The following is a 16409-nucleotide window of genomic DNA, read 5'->3' as shown; positions in this document are numbered from 1 at the left end:
AGGGGGATCTACCACGATTTTGGTTTTATAGAAAGATGTGTGTACACCGTAGCCTAAAAGGAGAGAGGAATAGAAGTGAGGTCAAAATTGTACTTCACGCTTGTCGAGAACCGCTATAAATAAACTCAATTAACATTAGCCTCAGAAATAACCGTTACACAAGCATTCACTAAGGGTAACAGTGGCCCTAATTGTTCTTGTCCATTCACGGCTAAATCGCTGTGACACAAATAAACTCTCTCGGATACACGAGAGAGTAAATCTGTCAAAATTCTTCGCAGTCGTTGTTCCTCTGCCAATTTTTCATCTTCTGCTGTCCAGGGTTCGCCTAAGCGGTCTCGGAGGAAAAACGGCGCACCGAATAACGTCGCCGCACCACCTTTGGCCCATAGAGGTGAACCAGCATCTAGCCAAAAATGCCACTGGTGCGATCGCCTACTAGATCGATATTGAAATATAGTTGCTAAGGTGACGGCTTTTCTGGCTCCACCAATGGGACGCACGGGGTAAGGGTTGGCGGTGATTGTACCACGTCGCAGTAATTGAATGAATTCGATAATAGTTGTGTGAGGCGTTGTCTCAACTGGGGCAATTTGTCGTAGTCTGGTGTCAATTTCCCAGTAATGTTGAGCGGTTTCTAATAATTCTCGCAGTGCTGCTAGTTGTTCGTAAGGAAGATTGCTACCATTCCACAAAAAGCGCTGAATTGCTCTGTCTAAGAGGGAAATGGGACTGGGAATTAACCGCAATTCTTGTTGCGATCGCTGCTGTTCTAACCACTGTAATATGTCATTATAGGCTGTGGTTGCTGCATAGCCGATTCGATCCCAACGCTCGAAGGCTGATACTGGTAACAAGTTGGGGCGATCGGGATGGGGTACAAAGCAGTAATCTGCAATCAAACCAGCACGTACCGGATCAATATTTGTAGAGACGCGATTCATCGCGTCTGTAGAGTTTTCTGGTAGTTGTTGTTTCCTGCTCAACACAACCAGCATTTCTGCGACGGCATCCCGATCTACGAGTCGTCCCAAGCCGGGATAAACTAGTGCCAGCATGGTGAGTAAGGCGCGAATGACGGGTGAACTAATTAGGGGACGTTGGTCATTCAGCGATTCTACTGGGATATTTTGTTTAATCAGGATTTCTACTAGAGTATAACGAGCGATCGCATCTAAACCAGGTGCAATAATTGCCACTTGTTCTGGTTGCACTTGCCGCGATTGGATGGCATTAGCAATTACCTCGGCTGTTTGCCGCAATAATTGGGCGCGGGAGGTGGTTTGAATTGAATGCACAATCTCAGGTAAACTCAACAGTATCATCGGTTCTGTGACTAATTCCACCATCTGTTTAGTGAGTTGCTCACCAAGAGACTCTGGAGGCGGCCCGGTCAAGATTTCTACCCGACAACGCTCTGCTAAACCTTCTAGATAGTTGGGGTCTGCTCCCAATCCCAATCGCACTGCACCATCGGGATTATAACTAAAGGCCCCGATTGCACCTTGATCTAACAGCAACTCAAACAAAAGACGCGCTACGCTAGGATAATCATCGACATCATCTGCCAGTACCGCCTGGTAGCGTTTAGTTAGGTGCTGTTGGTAATTGCGATCGCTTAATAAATATTGACTATAGAGTTCGGTAATAATGCCATAAGTTAGTAACCCCCTCTCTAAACACCAGTTACGCCAATCTAGCAGCAAAGATGCCAAAAACTCCGGCTCTAAAGTTGTAGTATTTTCCCCCAGACCCTTTGCCAAAATCTGGGCAATATCTTCGCAAGGAGTACCACTATAAGCTGCTAATTGCAATAAATCTAGGATGCGACGCACCAGGCGAGACTCATTCACTCCCGCAATCCGTAAAATTTCTTCGTCTAATTGGGGACGCCAGAGTTTGGTTGCTAATTCTTGTTCCGTTTCTGGCCGCAATCGTACCGGAAACTGTGCCTTCAAATTCAATGAGTTAATTAGCAACGGCCAAAATAAAATAACTTCATCCTGAAAAAAACCTAGTGGCGTCTTGGCACGAACCGGATATTTTCCCAAGGTAGATGTAACAATTATGTCTCCTAACTCTCGACGATTGTCATCATTGGCAGCTAAGACTAAAACTCCCGGCTCTGTTTGTTTAAGATATAAAAATTCGGGTACATGACCACTTTTTTTACGACCTGTTTTTTTAGTATAAAATGATTCAGCGTATTTATTCTCAGGTTCTAACCAATTACAAAATTGCTCTACCAAACGAGCCGTCTTACCACTACGGCTAGTGCCAACAATCCAAACCGAATGAGAAACCACAAACTTTCTCCTTTTAGATTTGCTAGTATACCTCGTGCGTTAACTTAAGGTTAAGAATCACCAAATAATGCTGGATGATTGTCTGCAATGAAAAACTCTGTTTTTAGTCAAAAAATCTATTCTTTCTTACTTGCTACTTATCGATGGTACTTACAGACTCCTGAACGTTCTTTACATGAAGCTTACGATGCAGCATTAAAGATTAAGGAAATAGAAGATAAGCATTTCAATGGTAATAAAATAGACATTGACTCAGCCATGTACAGTAATAGCGTGATGGATTATTTTGAGTCAGACCTTAAGAAGCTATTAAAAATTGCCAGGATGCGGTTGACGGAGTTTAAAGCAAGTCGTTGGTTTCTAAATGAAGAGAATCAAAAAGCTGCTCAGAAAGCAGATATACAGCATCTAAGTCCTTCTTTGGTTTTGGAAAAGCTCAACTTCATCGATCAAGTTACATCCAAATACACAAATATTTCCGATCAAACCACTTCTAAAGCTTTAGTAGTTCGTCCTCCAAACATAGCATCTAACTCTGTAATATCTGACGATGATTCGCTGCTCGTAAATACTCCAACGTTACCACCAAAAATACCAAATAGAGACTCGGATAAAAAACCTAAATCAAAGCTGAAAGCTGATACAATGGGCGTTTTACCCCGCTCTATTTTAAGTACTATCAGTCGTCTACAAGTTGAATTAGACCCTAATTCTGAACAAGATGTAATTCAAACTTTTCGTCAGACTCAAAGAAGAACAATAATATCTATCAGGTTTATTTTACTATTAATTATCATACCACTTTTGACACATCAGATAGCAAAAGCTTTCGTAGTAGGCCCAATTATTGACCGATTTAGAAGCAGTGAGCAAATGCAGATATTCCTTAATTCCGAAATGGAAGAGGAAGCCCTTGTCGAATTACAAAGATTTGAAGAAAGGCTCAAGTTTGAAAATCTGATTATCAAAGCCCCTCCACTGTTGCCTGAACAGATAGAAACTGAAATGAAAAATAAGGCTATAGAGATTTCTGAAGAATTTCGTCGCGAAAGCTCTAATGCTATCAAAAATGTTTTTGCAGATGTTTTCTCGGTGGTTGCTTTTATCTGGCTTTTGCTTGTCAGCAAGTCTTCTATTGCTGTGATCAAAGATTTCTTTGATCATATTGTCTATGGACTTAGTGATAGTGCTAAGGCATTTATCATCATTTTGTTTACTGATATATTTGTAGGATTCCACTCTCCTCATGGCTGGGAAGTCCTCCTAGAAGGTGTATCACGCCATTGGGGATTACCAGCAAATAGAGATTTTATCTTCTTATTTATTGCTACATTTCCAGTGATTTTAGATACCATTTTCAAATATTGGATTTTCCGCTATTTGAACCGGATATCGCCTTCCGCAGTTGCTACTTACCGTAATATGAATGAATAAGGGATTGGGCATGGGGCATTGGGCATTGGGCATTGGGAAAACATCTTGGTGGTGTAAAACAAGTAAATTATTTTTAATTTGTGATTTTTGAATTACAGGAAAGTTGGATAATATCAAAGATTTTGAATTTTGATGAAAAAGACACTTGCTGGTTTAGGAAAATTTAACAAAATTATTGCCATCAGCTTACCTGTGTTTTTGTCGATTTTGCTGGTGCGGATGCAATCTTTGGCACATGGGGAACTCAGTCCGCCAGAATGTAGGGTGAAAAAGTGGGATATACCAGTGTCCTTGACTGCTGAAAATCAAAATGCATTTTCAGAAAAGCAAAAATCACCATTGATTCAGAGACTACCAGTTACTTGTTGTCAAGGTGATAGCTCTTGTTTTGATGAAGTACTCTATGGAGAAATACCAGAGAAAAAGGCACTATTAAGTGCGATCGCACGCAGTCTCCAATATCTGCAAACAGCTAATGCGGCGGCTGCTTATCAAAACTATCAGGTGGCTGGGATTACGCGCGATCGCGTCTTCAAAAGCTTGCAAAGATTCCGCGAACTCCTATTAAAAACTAGTTCTGCAACAGAATTACATCAAGCCATCGAGCGGGAATTTGTTCTTTATCAGTCAGTGGGTAAAGATAACAAAGGTGCTGTTTTATTCACCGCCTATTATGAGCCACTTTACGCAGCCAGTCGCGTCCCCACAGCAGAATATCGCTATCCTGTTTATCGCTTACCTCCTGATTTAAACTCCTGGACTAGGCCTCATCCGACACGTGAAGACTTAGAAGGAGCAGATGGTTTACAAGGTGCAAAAGGGAAACTGCGAGGATTAGAGTTGTTTTGGTTTCGCGATCGCCTTGAACCATATTTAGCTCAAATTCAAGGTTCGGCGCGACTTCAGCTTCCCGATGGTACTCAGACAACAATCGGCTATGCGGGTAATATCGCTTATAACTACAAAAGCATTGGGCGAGAATTAATCAATGATGGCAAATTACCACTAGAAGGTGTAACTATGCCAACTATTCTCGACTATTTCCAAAAGCATCCCCAAGAATTAAATATTTATATTCCGCGCGATCGCAGCTTTGTTTTTTTTCAAGAAAATCACGGTGAGCCAGCCCAAGGTTCTATCAATGTACCATTAACAGCAGAGCGTTCTATTGCTACAGATAAATCTCTCATGCCCCCTGGCGCTTTAGCGTTGATTCGCGCTTCTATTCCTTTTGTTAATCCTACCGGAAAAATGGAGGAGCAGATTATTAGCCGCTATGTTCTTGACCAAGACGCTGGAGGTGCAATTAAAGGTGCAGGTAGAGTAGATTATTTTTTAGGTACTGGGAAAATAGCAGGCGATCGCGCGGGTGTTACAGTTGGCAATGGACAACTATTTTATTTATTACTTAAGTGAAATCGGCGGTTACAAACCTCGTCAAGACAGGGTTTTACCCACATACGCAGGTTAAAAACCCTTAATTTTTTCCTTAGTCCGCGGAGGCGGACTTTGTTTGTGTAGCCGCGGTTTATAACCGCCCTGGCTCTAAAATTTGGCTAATCTGCTACGCTTCTAAATCCATTTCAGTATCATCATCGTCATGATCATAAGGAATATCGTCAAGGTCTATCATTTCTGAAATTTCTTCTACTTCAGTTAGATACTCAGATTCTTGATGTTCACGCTCGATTAGACGACCAGTTGACTTTAACCATTCCAAAAGAATAAATTCATTACTTGTACGAATTACAGGCGCTCGTTGGTTACGAGGTTCTTCACGCAAAGGACTTGTAGGCATAAAAAAAACTCACTTTGAATTACAGTTTACCGTGCAAAAACATCAAAATTGCACATTCGGGTTAAAAGTCTTATGAACCATTGAGTTTTTAATCTCAAGTCTGTCTAGTTACCTACCATTAAAATGTCTCCGCATCAGTTCTAATCATAAATGTTCAAGCGGACGCGATCTTACAAAGCATTTGGTAGCTTGACGAGAGTTTCATACATATCAGAGGGCAATGCAGACAATCTGTTCGCTACAGCGACTGCATCAGCTAAGTTGCTAAATTGACACCGGACAATCTCTTGTCCATTTCCTGAAGGGAATCGCTTCCTAGCTTTGTTAGATACAGCACAAATAATCGCTAAAGCTTTGGCGAACCCATCTTTTGTCAATATTGTTTCTTGAGCAAACCCTTCAACAGGGATAAGGCAAACCTCAAACCGATAGCCTGGCCTGGGAGAAACCGCTATGTCGATATAGGGTTTATCTTCTTTTCTGATTCGGCGTAAATATTTGGCTGTCGAATTAGTATCGTGCAAATCAGTCCCAAGGGCATAAGTAAAGAAGCAATCTTCCGTGAGCGACTCAGGACGGGTAATTATATCCGTTAACATAAGTTCAAGTAGTATCCGTATGTTGTCTAGGTTTGTGACACACTTTTCTGTCCGTTCTTCTTAGCACATTTTTTTGACAGTTAGATGTATCAGTGTCACAGATGGGTCATAGTCTCAAAGTTAATAGAGCTAAAACCTTTAGATATCAGAGTCTTCAGCATTCCAAAAACTGAAATTTTAGTTAGCCGAACTGTATTGAAATACATTACCCTTATCCATACTTTGAGAAGACCTGTTCTCGGTCGTCATCTTCAACCTAATTGGATAGGCTAACAACATTAACTGACATCAAATACCTTCAAAATCAAAGGGTGTAGAGATTTAGATTCGGAGAGGTGTTTATTATAGTCAGTTACATGACCGAAAATATTTCTCAACTATCTAATCATAACATAGTTGACGGTTGAACTTTTTTCAACTATTCTGACCCATAGATATTAGGTCACCAACAATAGTAAGTTTGTATTCAATTCCAACTTTAAAATAACTAAATATGCTTATTAAGTAGTTTTAATTTTTACCAAACACAATTACATAGAGAAGGAAATACTGGGTGCGATCTACTGCTCGTCGGATAAAATTTGGCAAGTATTCAATTTAACTGCTTAAGTAAGAATTGTGTAAAAAATAGTACTAGAAATCTTGCCATATATTGCCTACACAGTCTCTAAAGGTGAAATACAAAACTGATATTTTAGTATGTGCCCAAAAATTATTTCGCATTTCAACCCCATTCCCAACCTCTAATTAAGGCAAAATCCTGCGTGTAGAAAAATTGTAGAAGTTCAAAACATATATCCTTATTTTTTAAATAAAAATTAACATATTATTAACTTAACTTAGTAATAGTTTGTATATAATATAGAACTTTACTGCGAACTTCATAATTTCCTTAAAAATGAATGTTCAACCATGTTAGATTGTGATTAGCTGTAAAATTTTAGACACCTAACACACATAGTACACCATAGGAAAATTAGCAAATGTCTAGACAAAGTTCTCATGAGAGAAACTTTTTCAAAGCTTTAACTGGTAATGCGGTCAAAGGATCTCATAAGTTAACACGGGGACTGAAATCCGGCCTGATTATTCTGGTTGAATCTGTACCTTTTTTGATTGCTTGTGCTGTACTTGTGAGCGTTATCAGCCTAAAAAGTCCTATCCTGCTCTTTTGTTTACTAGTTGGTAGTTTAATTGCAGTCATTACCCAGCAAATTGGGCAGCAGGTGAATTTACCGAGGCGATCGCTAATATCATTACAAATTTTAGCAGCAGCCATTATCTTCAGTTTATTTTGGTTAGACTGTTTCGCAACCCCTGCACAAGCCCAGTTTTTTGGGGAAGCTGAAAAGTTTTTCAAAAGAAACTTAGGTGGTGCAGCAACAAATGGTGGTGGTAGCGAGACAGCAATCAGTTTGATATTTAATGTGTTGCGGGCAATTTACTTACTCTATATTGCAATTTCTCTGGTTGGTGTGATTAACGCAGTGCGTAAAGATGAAGATTGGCAAAGTATTGCCAGAACTCCACTATTAGTCGTTGTTGCTGTTACCATTGCTGATGTACTCACACGCTTTGTAATTGGCCCACAAGTGCAATAAATAATTCAGATATTTCAAATGTCTCAAGAGCGGGAACAAGAATTTCGTCCAGTCAACCAGGTTCTAGGAAGCCAACCTTCATTAGGGCCAATTCCTGCCGATCAAATTCTTCCTTGGACAGTAATTGCCTTAGCCTCCTATTTTATGATCAATGGAATTTTTGGAGGACTTTTCCAAGAAGAATTTCAAAAATGGTTGTGGACAATACTAATGACTGGTTGGGGAATAGGAACTTGGTGGATTTTAACTGGTGGTAGGAGTTGGAGTTTTTTAAGTAAATTTATTGGTGTTCCCGCTTGGACAAGAGGCTTTGCTCGTTATCAGAGCTTACTGGAAGTTAACCATGAAGCAAAAAATCGGAAAACAAAGCGTCGGCGTCGCCGGAAGTGAAAGTAGATTAACACCATTTGAAGATGCCTTGCACTTGGCGACAATGCTGCGTGTCGCAATGAATGGACGCGATATTGGCGCTTACCTTTTGACAAAAGGCACTCAAAAAGATCGGTTCTGCTTTGTTTTTGGTTTTGATTGTAAGGGAATTCATACCACCTTAAGACCTGAACAAATAGATACACTTTTTAATAACATTGAAGCTGGGTTAAAAGACATCCCTACTGGTGAAAGGATGACCCTACACTTGGGTTCTTTTAGTTCAGACAAAGAGCGTCAAAAAGAATTAGCAACCCTAATCAGAAATTCGCCATCACGAGATATCAAATATTTGTTGATGGCGGAGAGAGCCAGAGTCAAAGAACTGACTATTTCTGGTATTCGTAAGCCCAAATTTTTACGAATTTATGTCACTTACACCATTGAATCCAACTCGCAACATGCAGATGATTGGATAGAAAAGCTTTTAGTCAAAGCTGAATCATGGTGGTTAAAATTCAAAGGTGATCTCTCAGAAGTAGAAAACCAACGCATTGAAACTCTGATCACAAATGCTTACAATCAAGGTTTTCTCCGCTGGGAACAAATCTTATCTAACAAAATGGGATTGGATGTCAAGCCTTTGACTGCCAATGAACTCTGGGGGGATATCTGGAAAAGGTTTAATGATACGCAGCCAATAGATATTCCCCAGTTAATGACTTTAGATGAACAAGGATTGCATGAGCAAGTTAATTCAGATTTAGCTAGTACTAAATTGCTTCTAGAAAATATCCACGGCACAACTTTGCTGATGGAATCTAGTGTACCTTGTGCCGATCGCCGCTGGGTTAATGTTAACAATCGCTATATTGGCGCACTGTCGTTTCTGGAAAAACCCGGAGGTTGGCCGAATAAATCTGCCCAACTCCGCTATTTATGGGAACTGTTAGCTAGAGAAACAGTAGTAGATACAGAAATTTTTTGTGAGTTGACTGCCGCAAATCCCGCAGTAGTGAAAACTACTCTGCAACGAGTGCTGAAGCAGTCAAATATGACAACAATTTTGGCTCAAGAAAAAAGTAAAACTATTGATGTCAATGCTCAATTAAAGTTGAAGAAATCGGTAGCAGCGCAAGAACAGTTATATGAAGGTGCAGTCCCGATTTATACGAGTGTCGCCATTTTAGTACATCGTCCCACTGTAGAGAAATTAGATGAGGCGACAAGATATATTGAAAACTGTTTTCAGCGTCCAGCCAGGGTAATTAGGGAAACTGAATATGCCTGGAAAATTTGGCTGCAAACTCTACCGATAGTTTGGGAAGGTTTGTTAGCAACCCCCTTCAACCGTCGCCAGCTATATTTAACCAGTGAAGTTCCCGGATTAATGCCTCTAGTTTTAACTAAACGGGGTGATAGACAAGGCTTTGAGTTGATTGCTGAAGAAGGCGGAACACCCGTACATTTAGATTTATTTAATCAACACAAAAATTTAGCTTTGTTTGCTACAACTCGTGCTGGTAAATCTGTGTTGGTATCAGGGATTTTAACTCAGGCTTTGGCGCATGGGATTCCGGTTGTGGCGTTAGATTTCCCTAAACCTGATGGGACATCTACATTCACTGACTACACAGAGTTTATGGAGGGGAATGGGGCGTACTTTGATATCTCCAAACAATCGAATAACTTATTTGAACAGCCAGATTTGCGATCGCTAGAACTAGAACAACAGCGCGATCGCTTCAACGATTATACCGCCTTCCTAGAATCAGCGTTAATGACAATGGTTTTAGGATCATCCACTGAAAGTCAAATTTTATCGCAAACCGTGCGATCGCTACTCAACCTCGCTTTAGAAGCCTTCTTTAGAGATGAGGGCATCAAAGAGCGATATCGACAGGCGATGGCGGCGGGATTTGGCACACTTGCTTGGCAGAAAACCCCCACTTTAAAAGATTTTCTCTCTTTCTGCTCACCAGAACACTTGCAGCTAAGTTCTTTAACTGGCAGAGTAGAAGACGCCCTCAGTCAAATTCAGTTGCGCTTGCGCTTTTGGCTTTCTAGCCGCGTAGGACAAGCCATTTCTGCACCATCCAGCTTTCCTACCGATGCCCAACTTTTAGTTTTTGCTCTCAGAAACCTATCAGATAGTGAAGATGCAGCCGTACTATCCTTAAGTGCCTATTCAGCCGCACTCCGACGCGCATTAGGTAGTCCAGCTTCCATATTCTTTATCGACGAAGCACCAATTTTATTTGAATTCGAGCAAATTTCTGACTTAGTTGGTAGAATTTGTGCGAACGGCGCTAAAGCTGGTATCAGAGTGATCTTATCAGGACAAGATCCTGACACCATTGCTAGATCTAAAGCTGCATCTAAAATTTTGCAAAACCTGACAACACGATTGATTGGACGCATTCAACCAGTTGCAGTGGATAGTTTTGCAGACATCTTGAAATATCCCCGCCAAGTTATTTCTCGCAATGCCTCAGAAAGCTTTTTTCCCCGCAAAGAAGGCGTTTATAGCCAATGGCTATTAGATGATAACGGTAGTTATACATTCTGCCGTTACTATCCAGGTTATGAACAATTGGCAGCAGTTGCGAATAACCCCTATGAACAAACTGCACGTAGCCAAATGATGCAACTTCACAGTGATAAATATGAAGCAATTTCTGCATTTGCACGTCAGTTAGTCGCGAATCTACGTAGTAGTTAATCGGGTTTTGTAAACAGTTAACAGTGAGTTCAACAATTCTGGATTTTAAATTTTAGATTTTAGATTGACTGCAAGGAACAGGCTGAGGAATTTAGATTTTATAGGAGGCATAGCAGTCTTGCTTGAACTAAAAAAACAATCCAAAATCCAAAATCCAAAATCCAAAATTCTGTGACTCACTACATCATGTCGTCTACCTTTTTCAGGCACAAATGTATGAAAAAAACTACCATTTTTACTTTCACCTTACTATCCCTGGCAATACTACCAGGAATGGCACAAATTCAAACAGGTGGATTAGGTCAGGTTTGGACTGATTTTCAATCATATTCCACAGATTTGCAAAACTACCTTCAATATAATCTGAGCGAAAATTTAAAGCCTGTAGAAATACAGAGTCAAAATGCTCTGAGTAATTCTAAAGGAGAATTGAACATACCTAACCCTGTCGCTGCGGGGAAAAATGTTCGTGATAATTTGATTTTATACTCTTCTAATTCAGACTCTAGATCAAACCGCTTTGAGAATAATTCAGCAGTGCGGGGAAATTTAGTTAGTAATGAACTCAATCGTGTAATTACCCGTGGAGTAGCAGTAGGTGTCCTCGGTGAAAATGGACAAATTCGGACAAAAACTAAGTTAGAAAATACAGAAAGAAGTCTGCAAGATATTGCTGGATCAAATGATGCTACTAACCAGATTGATAGCTTTAAGAATCAACTGGAAAGTACTCAGATTGACAGAACAGTTAAACAAGTAATAAGTCTTGCTGATAACTTGTTAGGTCAGGGGGTATTAGCATTGCTAACTACTAACCAAGAAACCATTAAAATCCAACAAGAACAATCTAAAATTGTCGCTGAAACATTTGCTCAGTCATTACAAACTAATCAGTCTTTACAATATTCTAACTTGAATTTGGCAAACATTTCTCAACAGACAGAAGAGGCGAATCGCGCTAGAAGAGTAGAAACAGCTACAGAAGCCTCACGACTTTTGCGAGCAACTTCTCAACTAGATTTGTTTGGCAGAAAAGTTAACAAGTAGATTTGAGGATAAGAAACTCTCATTGTTCCATAGATTGTTAAAATCCTTAAATAGGAAATCTAAAAAACAGCCCATCAACTCAAAATGCAACTTGCTATCCAACTAATTTTTGCCCAAGTAGGCATTGACCAGATTCTCGATAGTGGTACCGCAACTTCCCAAAGTGTTGCCGAAGGTTGGGATAAACAATGGCTGGATTTATTACAAAATAACACCAGCAATAATTTGTATGGAGCGCTGACAAATCTGGGTATTTTTTTCGCAGTAGGAACCCTGTTATTTTTTATGATACAATTCCTCAGAGACTTAATATCCTACGAATATACTCGTCCCATATCAGCTTTAATTTGGCCTTTTATTGTGGTAGTACTCTTAAGTAATTCAGGCAATGGAAGTATACTTTCTAATCTGACGCTGGGAGTGCGAAATTTTTTAAACACTGTGAATCAGCAAGTATTGGTAACAGCAGATGCAGAGCAAATGTACCAGCAAGCACTGAATATGAGTATTGCTGAAGAAGTAGCTGGTTCTTTGCTTCGTCCTTGTCAATCACTAACTGGCGAACAACAAAGTCAATGCTTTGTCAAGGCTGCCGAAAAAGTCAACATTCTCTGGCAGAAATATAGAGATACTTATGGAAATAAAAACTGGATAGTTAGACTCCAAACTAAGGTAGATAACATCAGATATGGCACTGGAATTGTATCAGAAACCTCATTTAACTCTTTGTTAGGTTCTACAGTCCAAACGAGCATCAAAAACTTTTTAGTTTCCTTACAATATGCCTTTCAGAATTTGATAGAAGCTACTATGTTGCTGATAGCAGCATTAGGCCCACTGGCCGTAGGTGGTTCTTTGCTCCCTGTCGCTGGTAAACCAATTTTTGCATGGCTGACTGGATTTTTAGCTATTGGAATCGCCAAGATTTCATTCAATATTATTGCTGTGCTGACTGCCGCAGTTATTGTCAATGGGCCAGGTCAAAATGCTAATGTTGATCCAGATTTGATGTGGTTCATTATTTTTCTGGGAATTTTAGCACCAATTTTATCTTTAATTGTGGCTGCTGCTGGCGGTTTTGCTGTCTTCAGTGCTATCAGCAACACGGCTTCTTTAGTAAAGGAGAGAATATAAGTAGCTAGGTATAATTTTTGTAGTGAGTTATTCATCGCTCAAAAAAAGGATTATAGCGTCTTGATTCTGACTCCGGAATTCTGACTTCTGAATTCTAAATTCTTCTTCAATTTGGCTCGTTTCCTGACTGCTGACTATATGGAAATCATCATATATAATAGCTGAAGTTTTTCGCAGGAGGAGATGATGAAATGGTGCGTTTACTAGAAAAAAGACAAAAAACGGGAAGTGTTTTGACAATTTTTGCGATCGCAACCTTTAGTTTACATATATTAGTTTTATTTTTATTTATATTACAAGGGCTAAATATTCGCCAACTCAGTTTAAGAAAACCTCCCAACTTTGTACAATTAATCGACGGTCAACCAGTAGCTAATATTGATGATTTAGCAAGAGAACCAGAAACAATTCGCCGATTCATCAGCAAAACGATGATATCAATGTTTAGCTGGTCTGGAACCTTACCATCACAAACTATTGAAGAAGTCGCAAACCCCAAATCAGATTTAGGAATTCTGATTAGTACACCTCAAGGTGGTAGTCAAAAGATTAGTACTAGCAGTTGGGTAGCTAGTTTTGCCTTCTCAGAAGACTTTCGCAAAAGTTTCTTAAGCACAGTTGCAGAAATGACACCACCAGAAGTTTTCTCTGAAAATCCCAGCCAAGCAATGACATCACAATTAGTAATTAAGAGACTTTATCCACCAAAAGAAATCGCACCAGGTAAATGGCGAGTAGGTATGGTAGCCGACTTAATTCAAAGAAACCGAGTTGGTGGTGAAAAACTCATAACTCCTTTTAACAAAGATTTACTTGTACGTGCAGCAGATTATTTTGGTAATCCCCAAGCCAACAATGGTACAGACTTGCAAAAAGCAATATATAGTGTACGTGCTGATAAATTAGAAATTTATGAAATTCGTAACTTATGTTTGCTAGACGACTACAACAACCTCAACGAAGATAAATCCAAACAATGCGGAACTGGGCAAACATCTGGTAGTTTTATCAGATAATCGATTTCTACTTAATTTGAAGATAGTTCAATTTATATAATCAAGTATTAATGCAATTACTTAAACCAGAGAATAAGAAAAATAGTCCCTTACCACTGTTGGCAGTAGTAACACTTGGTTTACATCTATTCACCTTGGTGTTACTAATATTTCACTGGTCTATGTTACAACAGTTAAGTCAGCAACTCACACCTCGAAGTTTAGTGCAACTTGTTGATGGTCGCACTATAACCGTAGACCCCCAACCAAATTTAGAACGACAACCAGAGGCTATTCGCCGTTTTGTGGGTGAAACTATGAGCTTAATGCTCACCTGGTCACAGCAACAGCCGCCAACTCAAGTCTGGGAAATTACTTCCCAACTTGTAGCTGATGATTTTAAACAAAAACTTAAATCAGAACTTACTAATTTAAATCCAGATAGCCAATTTGAAAATATTAACAGAGGAGCAGAGAATGTATTAGTAATCCAAAAAATTTCCCAACCAACAAAAATAGGTGATGGGACATGGAAAGTGGAGATGCTTGCCAATCAATTAACTTTTAGCAGTTATGATAAGTTGGGAAAATCAGTTTCCTTTAATAAACAAATTTTAGTTAGAGCCATAGATGAACCAGCAACTTCACTACCAAATGCAGCCCTACCGTCCTACTTCGCAGCTTATCGCCTTGGTGAAGCCAGACTAGAAATTTATAATGTCTGTGAAATCCAAGATAAAAATTGTTCTGGAAATCCCAACCAAGCTCTACCATGACTCGATACTCAATTCCTGCCGAAACGCCTCCCCAAAATGGATTTACTCTCACCACCGACGATCGCCAACCAGAAGTAGAATCTTTAGATTGGGAATCACGGATGTCAAGGTTGGTCGGCTTTGAAGAAGAATCTTCTTCTACCGATACCCAAGGTTCAGAAGACTCTGCAACGCCGCCAGAGTCGCTATCTCTTCCACAAGAAGTTCAAACTAAGCAAGCACTCTCATCTAATCCCTTTGCAAAGTTAGGCTTGGTAGGGGCTGCTACCTTAGCGATCGTTTTGGTGGGTGGTGTGTTTTTATCCCAACTGATGGGTAGCAGTAGTCAAAAGCCAAAAAATATTGTTTCTCCACCAGTGCGTGAGCAGCCCACTGATGAATCTATATCTCAGCAGCTAGCAGCTGAAGTAGATACTCTCAAAACGAAATTAGCCCTGACTGAACAAGCACAGATGGTAAAAGCTGCTCAACAACAGCTGAGAATTGCCAAAACTACACCTAAAGTAGCCTTACAAGAACCGTCAGTTTCTTCCAGAGGTAGACAGACAGTGATTCCAACACCCCCACCAACAGCTTACGTGCCTCAGCCAGCACCAGTTGAACGCATCGTTAGAGTACCTACTTATCAACCTTCTGTATCACCCCAACTACCAGCTGTGACAGCTGTGAGACCAACCACTCAACCGGTAGTCAATATAACTCCACCACCTCCACCAAGCCCACTTGAAGAGTGGACAAGACTAGCAAAGTTAGGTAGCTACGGTCAAGTAAATGCCACCGATCAACCCAGTAATATAGCAGCGGCTCCTGAACCTTTAAACAATACGCAGCCCCAGGAAGAGACAGAACAGACACCAAACCCCAATCCTGAGCAAACCCCACAACCAGAAACTCCTGTAGTCAGTCAAGCGCAACCGCAGGGACAGAAGTCTGTACCAATCGGGAGTAGTGCCAAAGGTGTGTTGGCGACAGCAATATTTGGGGAAACTACTAGATCAGGCGGTGGTGGTGAGGGAGGTGAAGATAAAAATGTCTTTGTGATCCGATTGAAAGAACCATTAAAATCTACAGATGGTGCGATCGCTCTACCTGCAAACACCGAATTACTCGCTGAAATTCGTTCCCTCTCCGAACAAGGTCTTTTGCAGATGAACGTAGTCAAAGTTATCTCGCAAAATGATGGCAATGTTACAGAACGAAGCTTACCCAACAATACAATTATTCTTCGCGGTTCCCAAGGTAAACCTTTAATTGCAAATAAATTTCCTGGTCAAAGTTCGTCTATAGCCTCAATGGATATAGGGTTATTCGTGTTGGGAGGTATTGGCAAAGCCGCAGAGTTAATAAATCGTAGTGATACTGAACTCCAACCACTTACTTCACAAACTACCGTTGACGGCAACACCAGTAGCAGCACAACTCTTACTACTGTCACTAAGAACAGACGCGACCTTCCAGCCGGGATTGTGGAAGGTGGTTTGAACTCTGTAGTACCCCAAATTGCCCAACGTAATCAACAAGCGATCGCCCAAATGTCACAACAAACTAATATTTGGTTTTTACCCGCTGGCACAAATGTTGAAATATACGTTAATCAACCAACTCAGTTTTAGCAGGTAGGATTGATA

Annotated in this window: 13 protein-coding genes; 10 read left to right on the top strand and 3 right to left on the bottom strand. The window is 40.2% G+C overall.

Going from position 1 to position 16409, the window contains the following annotated elements; translation table 11 throughout:
• Nucleotides 1–125: 125 nt before the first annotated feature.
• On the bottom strand, nucleotides 126–2306 hold the full coding sequence (locus ABF638_RS18250; protein WP_435024401.1) for a recombinase family protein: 2181 nt from the start codon (nucleotides 2304–2306) through the stop codon (nucleotides 126–128).
• A gap of 87 nt (nucleotides 2307–2393) precedes the next feature.
• Between ABF638_RS18250 and ABF638_RS18245 the strand changes: the two genes are divergently transcribed.
• Together ABF638_RS18245 and mltA are read left to right on the top strand one after the other, a co-directional pair.
• A complete protein-coding gene (locus ABF638_RS18245; RefSeq protein ID WP_435024399.1) occupies nucleotides 2394–3740 on the top strand; it encodes a proton extrusion protein PcxA in 1347 nt (448 codons plus the stop codon).
• Between the two features lie 132 nt (nucleotides 3741–3872).
• Entirely contained in the window at nucleotides 3873–5156 is a 1284-nt protein-coding gene (mltA, locus tag ABF638_RS18240) for a murein transglycosylase A (protein ID WP_435024397.1), read from the top strand.
• A 148-nt stretch (nucleotides 5157–5304) separates the two neighbouring features.
• Here mltA and ABF638_RS18235 read toward each other — a convergent pair whose 3' ends face one another.
• Nucleotides 5305–5538, bottom strand: coding sequence for a DUF3134 domain-containing protein (locus ABF638_RS18235; protein ID WP_069074137.1), 234 nt, complete (start codon nucleotides 5536–5538; stop codon nucleotides 5305–5307).
• A 170-nt stretch (nucleotides 5539–5708) separates the two neighbouring features.
• The gene (locus tag ABF638_RS18230; protein WP_435024395.1) at nucleotides 5709–6137 is read right to left on the bottom strand and encodes a hypothetical protein; all 429 of its coding nucleotides are present in this window, start codon (nucleotides 6135–6137) and stop codon (nucleotides 5709–5711) included.
• 983 nt (nucleotides 6138–7120) lie between these two features.
• Here ABF638_RS18230 and ABF638_RS18225 point away from each other — a divergent pair.
• The 8 genes from ABF638_RS18225 to ABF638_RS18190 all read left to right on the top strand — a co-directional run bounded on the left by ABF638_RS18225 (nucleotide 7121) and on the right by ABF638_RS18190 (nucleotide 16394).
• Nucleotides 7121–7738, top strand: coding sequence for a hypothetical protein (locus ABF638_RS18225; protein WP_435024392.1), 618 nt, complete (start codon nucleotides 7121–7123; stop codon nucleotides 7736–7738).
• An 18-nt stretch (nucleotides 7739–7756) separates the two neighbouring features.
• On the top strand, nucleotides 7757–8128 hold the full coding sequence (locus tag ABF638_RS18220) for a hypothetical protein (RefSeq protein ID WP_069074131.1): 372 nt from the start codon (nucleotides 7757–7759) through the stop codon (nucleotides 8126–8128).
• Nucleotides 8082–10829 carry a hypothetical protein gene (locus ABF638_RS18215; protein ID WP_435024390.1) on the top strand — a complete coding sequence of 916 codons (2748 nt, stop codon included), beginning with the start codon at nucleotides 8082–8084 and terminating at the stop codon, nucleotides 10827–10829. The genes ABF638_RS18220 and ABF638_RS18215 overlap by 47 nt, the downstream gene beginning before the upstream one ends.
• A 216-nt stretch (nucleotides 10830–11045) precedes the next feature.
• Entirely contained in the window at nucleotides 11046–11876 is an 831-nt protein-coding gene (locus tag ABF638_RS18210) for a hypothetical protein (protein ID WP_435024389.1), read from the top strand.
• 84 nt (nucleotides 11877–11960) lie between these two features.
• Entirely contained in the window at nucleotides 11961–13010 is a 1050-nt protein-coding gene (locus ABF638_RS18205) for a hypothetical protein (RefSeq protein WP_435024386.1), read from the top strand.
• 191 nt (nucleotides 13011–13201) lie between these two features.
• Nucleotides 13202–14026 carry a hypothetical protein gene (locus ABF638_RS18200; protein WP_435024384.1) on the top strand — a complete coding sequence of 275 codons (825 nt, stop codon included), beginning with the start codon at nucleotides 13202–13204 and terminating at the stop codon, nucleotides 14024–14026.
• Between the two features lie 50 nt (nucleotides 14027–14076).
• Nucleotides 14077–14781 (top strand): hypothetical protein, encoded by a 705-nt coding sequence (locus ABF638_RS18195; protein ID WP_069074126.1) that lies wholly within the window; start codon nucleotides 14077–14079, stop codon nucleotides 14779–14781.
• Nucleotides 14778–16394, top strand: coding sequence for a hypothetical protein (locus tag ABF638_RS18190; protein WP_420758407.1), 1617 nt, complete (start codon nucleotides 14778–14780; stop codon nucleotides 16392–16394). Before ABF638_RS18195 ends, ABF638_RS18190 begins: the two co-directional genes overlap by 4 nt.
• Nucleotides 16395–16409: the final 15 nt, after the last annotated feature.

Source organism: Nostoc sp. CALU 1950 (genome assembly GCF_051172895.1).
In the GTDB taxonomy this organism is placed as follows: Bacteria; Cyanobacteriota; Cyanobacteriia; order Cyanobacteriales; family Nostocaceae; genus Nostoc; species Nostoc edaphicum_A.
Note: the sequence above shows the minus strand (reverse complement) of the source record. Positions and strands in the feature narration are given on the sequence as shown.

Coding starts and splice junctions, on each gene's coding strand:
- ABF638_RS18235 (WP_069074137.1), bottom strand. CDS start 5,538: ATGCCTACAAGTCCTTTGCGTGAAGAACCTCGTAACCAACGAGCGCCT.
- ABF638_RS18195 (WP_069074126.1), top strand. CDS start 14,077: ATGCAATTACTTAAACCAGAGAATAAGAAAAATAGTCCCTTACCACTG.
- ABF638_RS18200 (WP_435024384.1), top strand. CDS start 13,202: ATGGTGCGTTTACTAGAAAAAAGACAAAAAACGGGAAGTGTTTTGACA.
- ABF638_RS18190 (WP_420758407.1), top strand. CDS start 14,778: ATGACTCGATACTCAATTCCTGCCGAAACGCCTCCCCAAAATGGATTT.
- ABF638_RS18215 (WP_435024390.1), top strand. CDS start 8,082: ATGAAGCAAAAAATCGGAAAACAAAGCGTCGGCGTCGCCGGAAGTGAA.
- ABF638_RS18230 (WP_435024395.1), bottom strand. CDS start 6,137: ATGTTAACGGATATAATTACCCGTCCTGAGTCGCTCACGGAAGATTGC.
- ABF638_RS18225 (WP_435024392.1), top strand. CDS start 7,121: ATGTCTAGACAAAGTTCTCATGAGAGAAACTTTTTCAAAGCTTTAACT.
- ABF638_RS18245 (WP_435024399.1), top strand. CDS start 2,394: ATGAAAAACTCTGTTTTTAGTCAAAAAATCTATTCTTTCTTACTTGCT.
- ABF638_RS18205 (WP_435024386.1), top strand. CDS start 11,961: ATGCAACTTGCTATCCAACTAATTTTTGCCCAAGTAGGCATTGACCAG.
- ABF638_RS18210 (WP_435024389.1), top strand. CDS start 11,046: ATGAAAAAAACTACCATTTTTACTTTCACCTTACTATCCCTGGCAATA.
- ABF638_RS18220 (WP_069074131.1), top strand. CDS start 7,757: ATGTCTCAAGAGCGGGAACAAGAATTTCGTCCAGTCAACCAGGTTCTA.
- mltA (WP_435024397.1), top strand. CDS start 3,873: ATGAAAAAGACACTTGCTGGTTTAGGAAAATTTAACAAAATTATTGCC.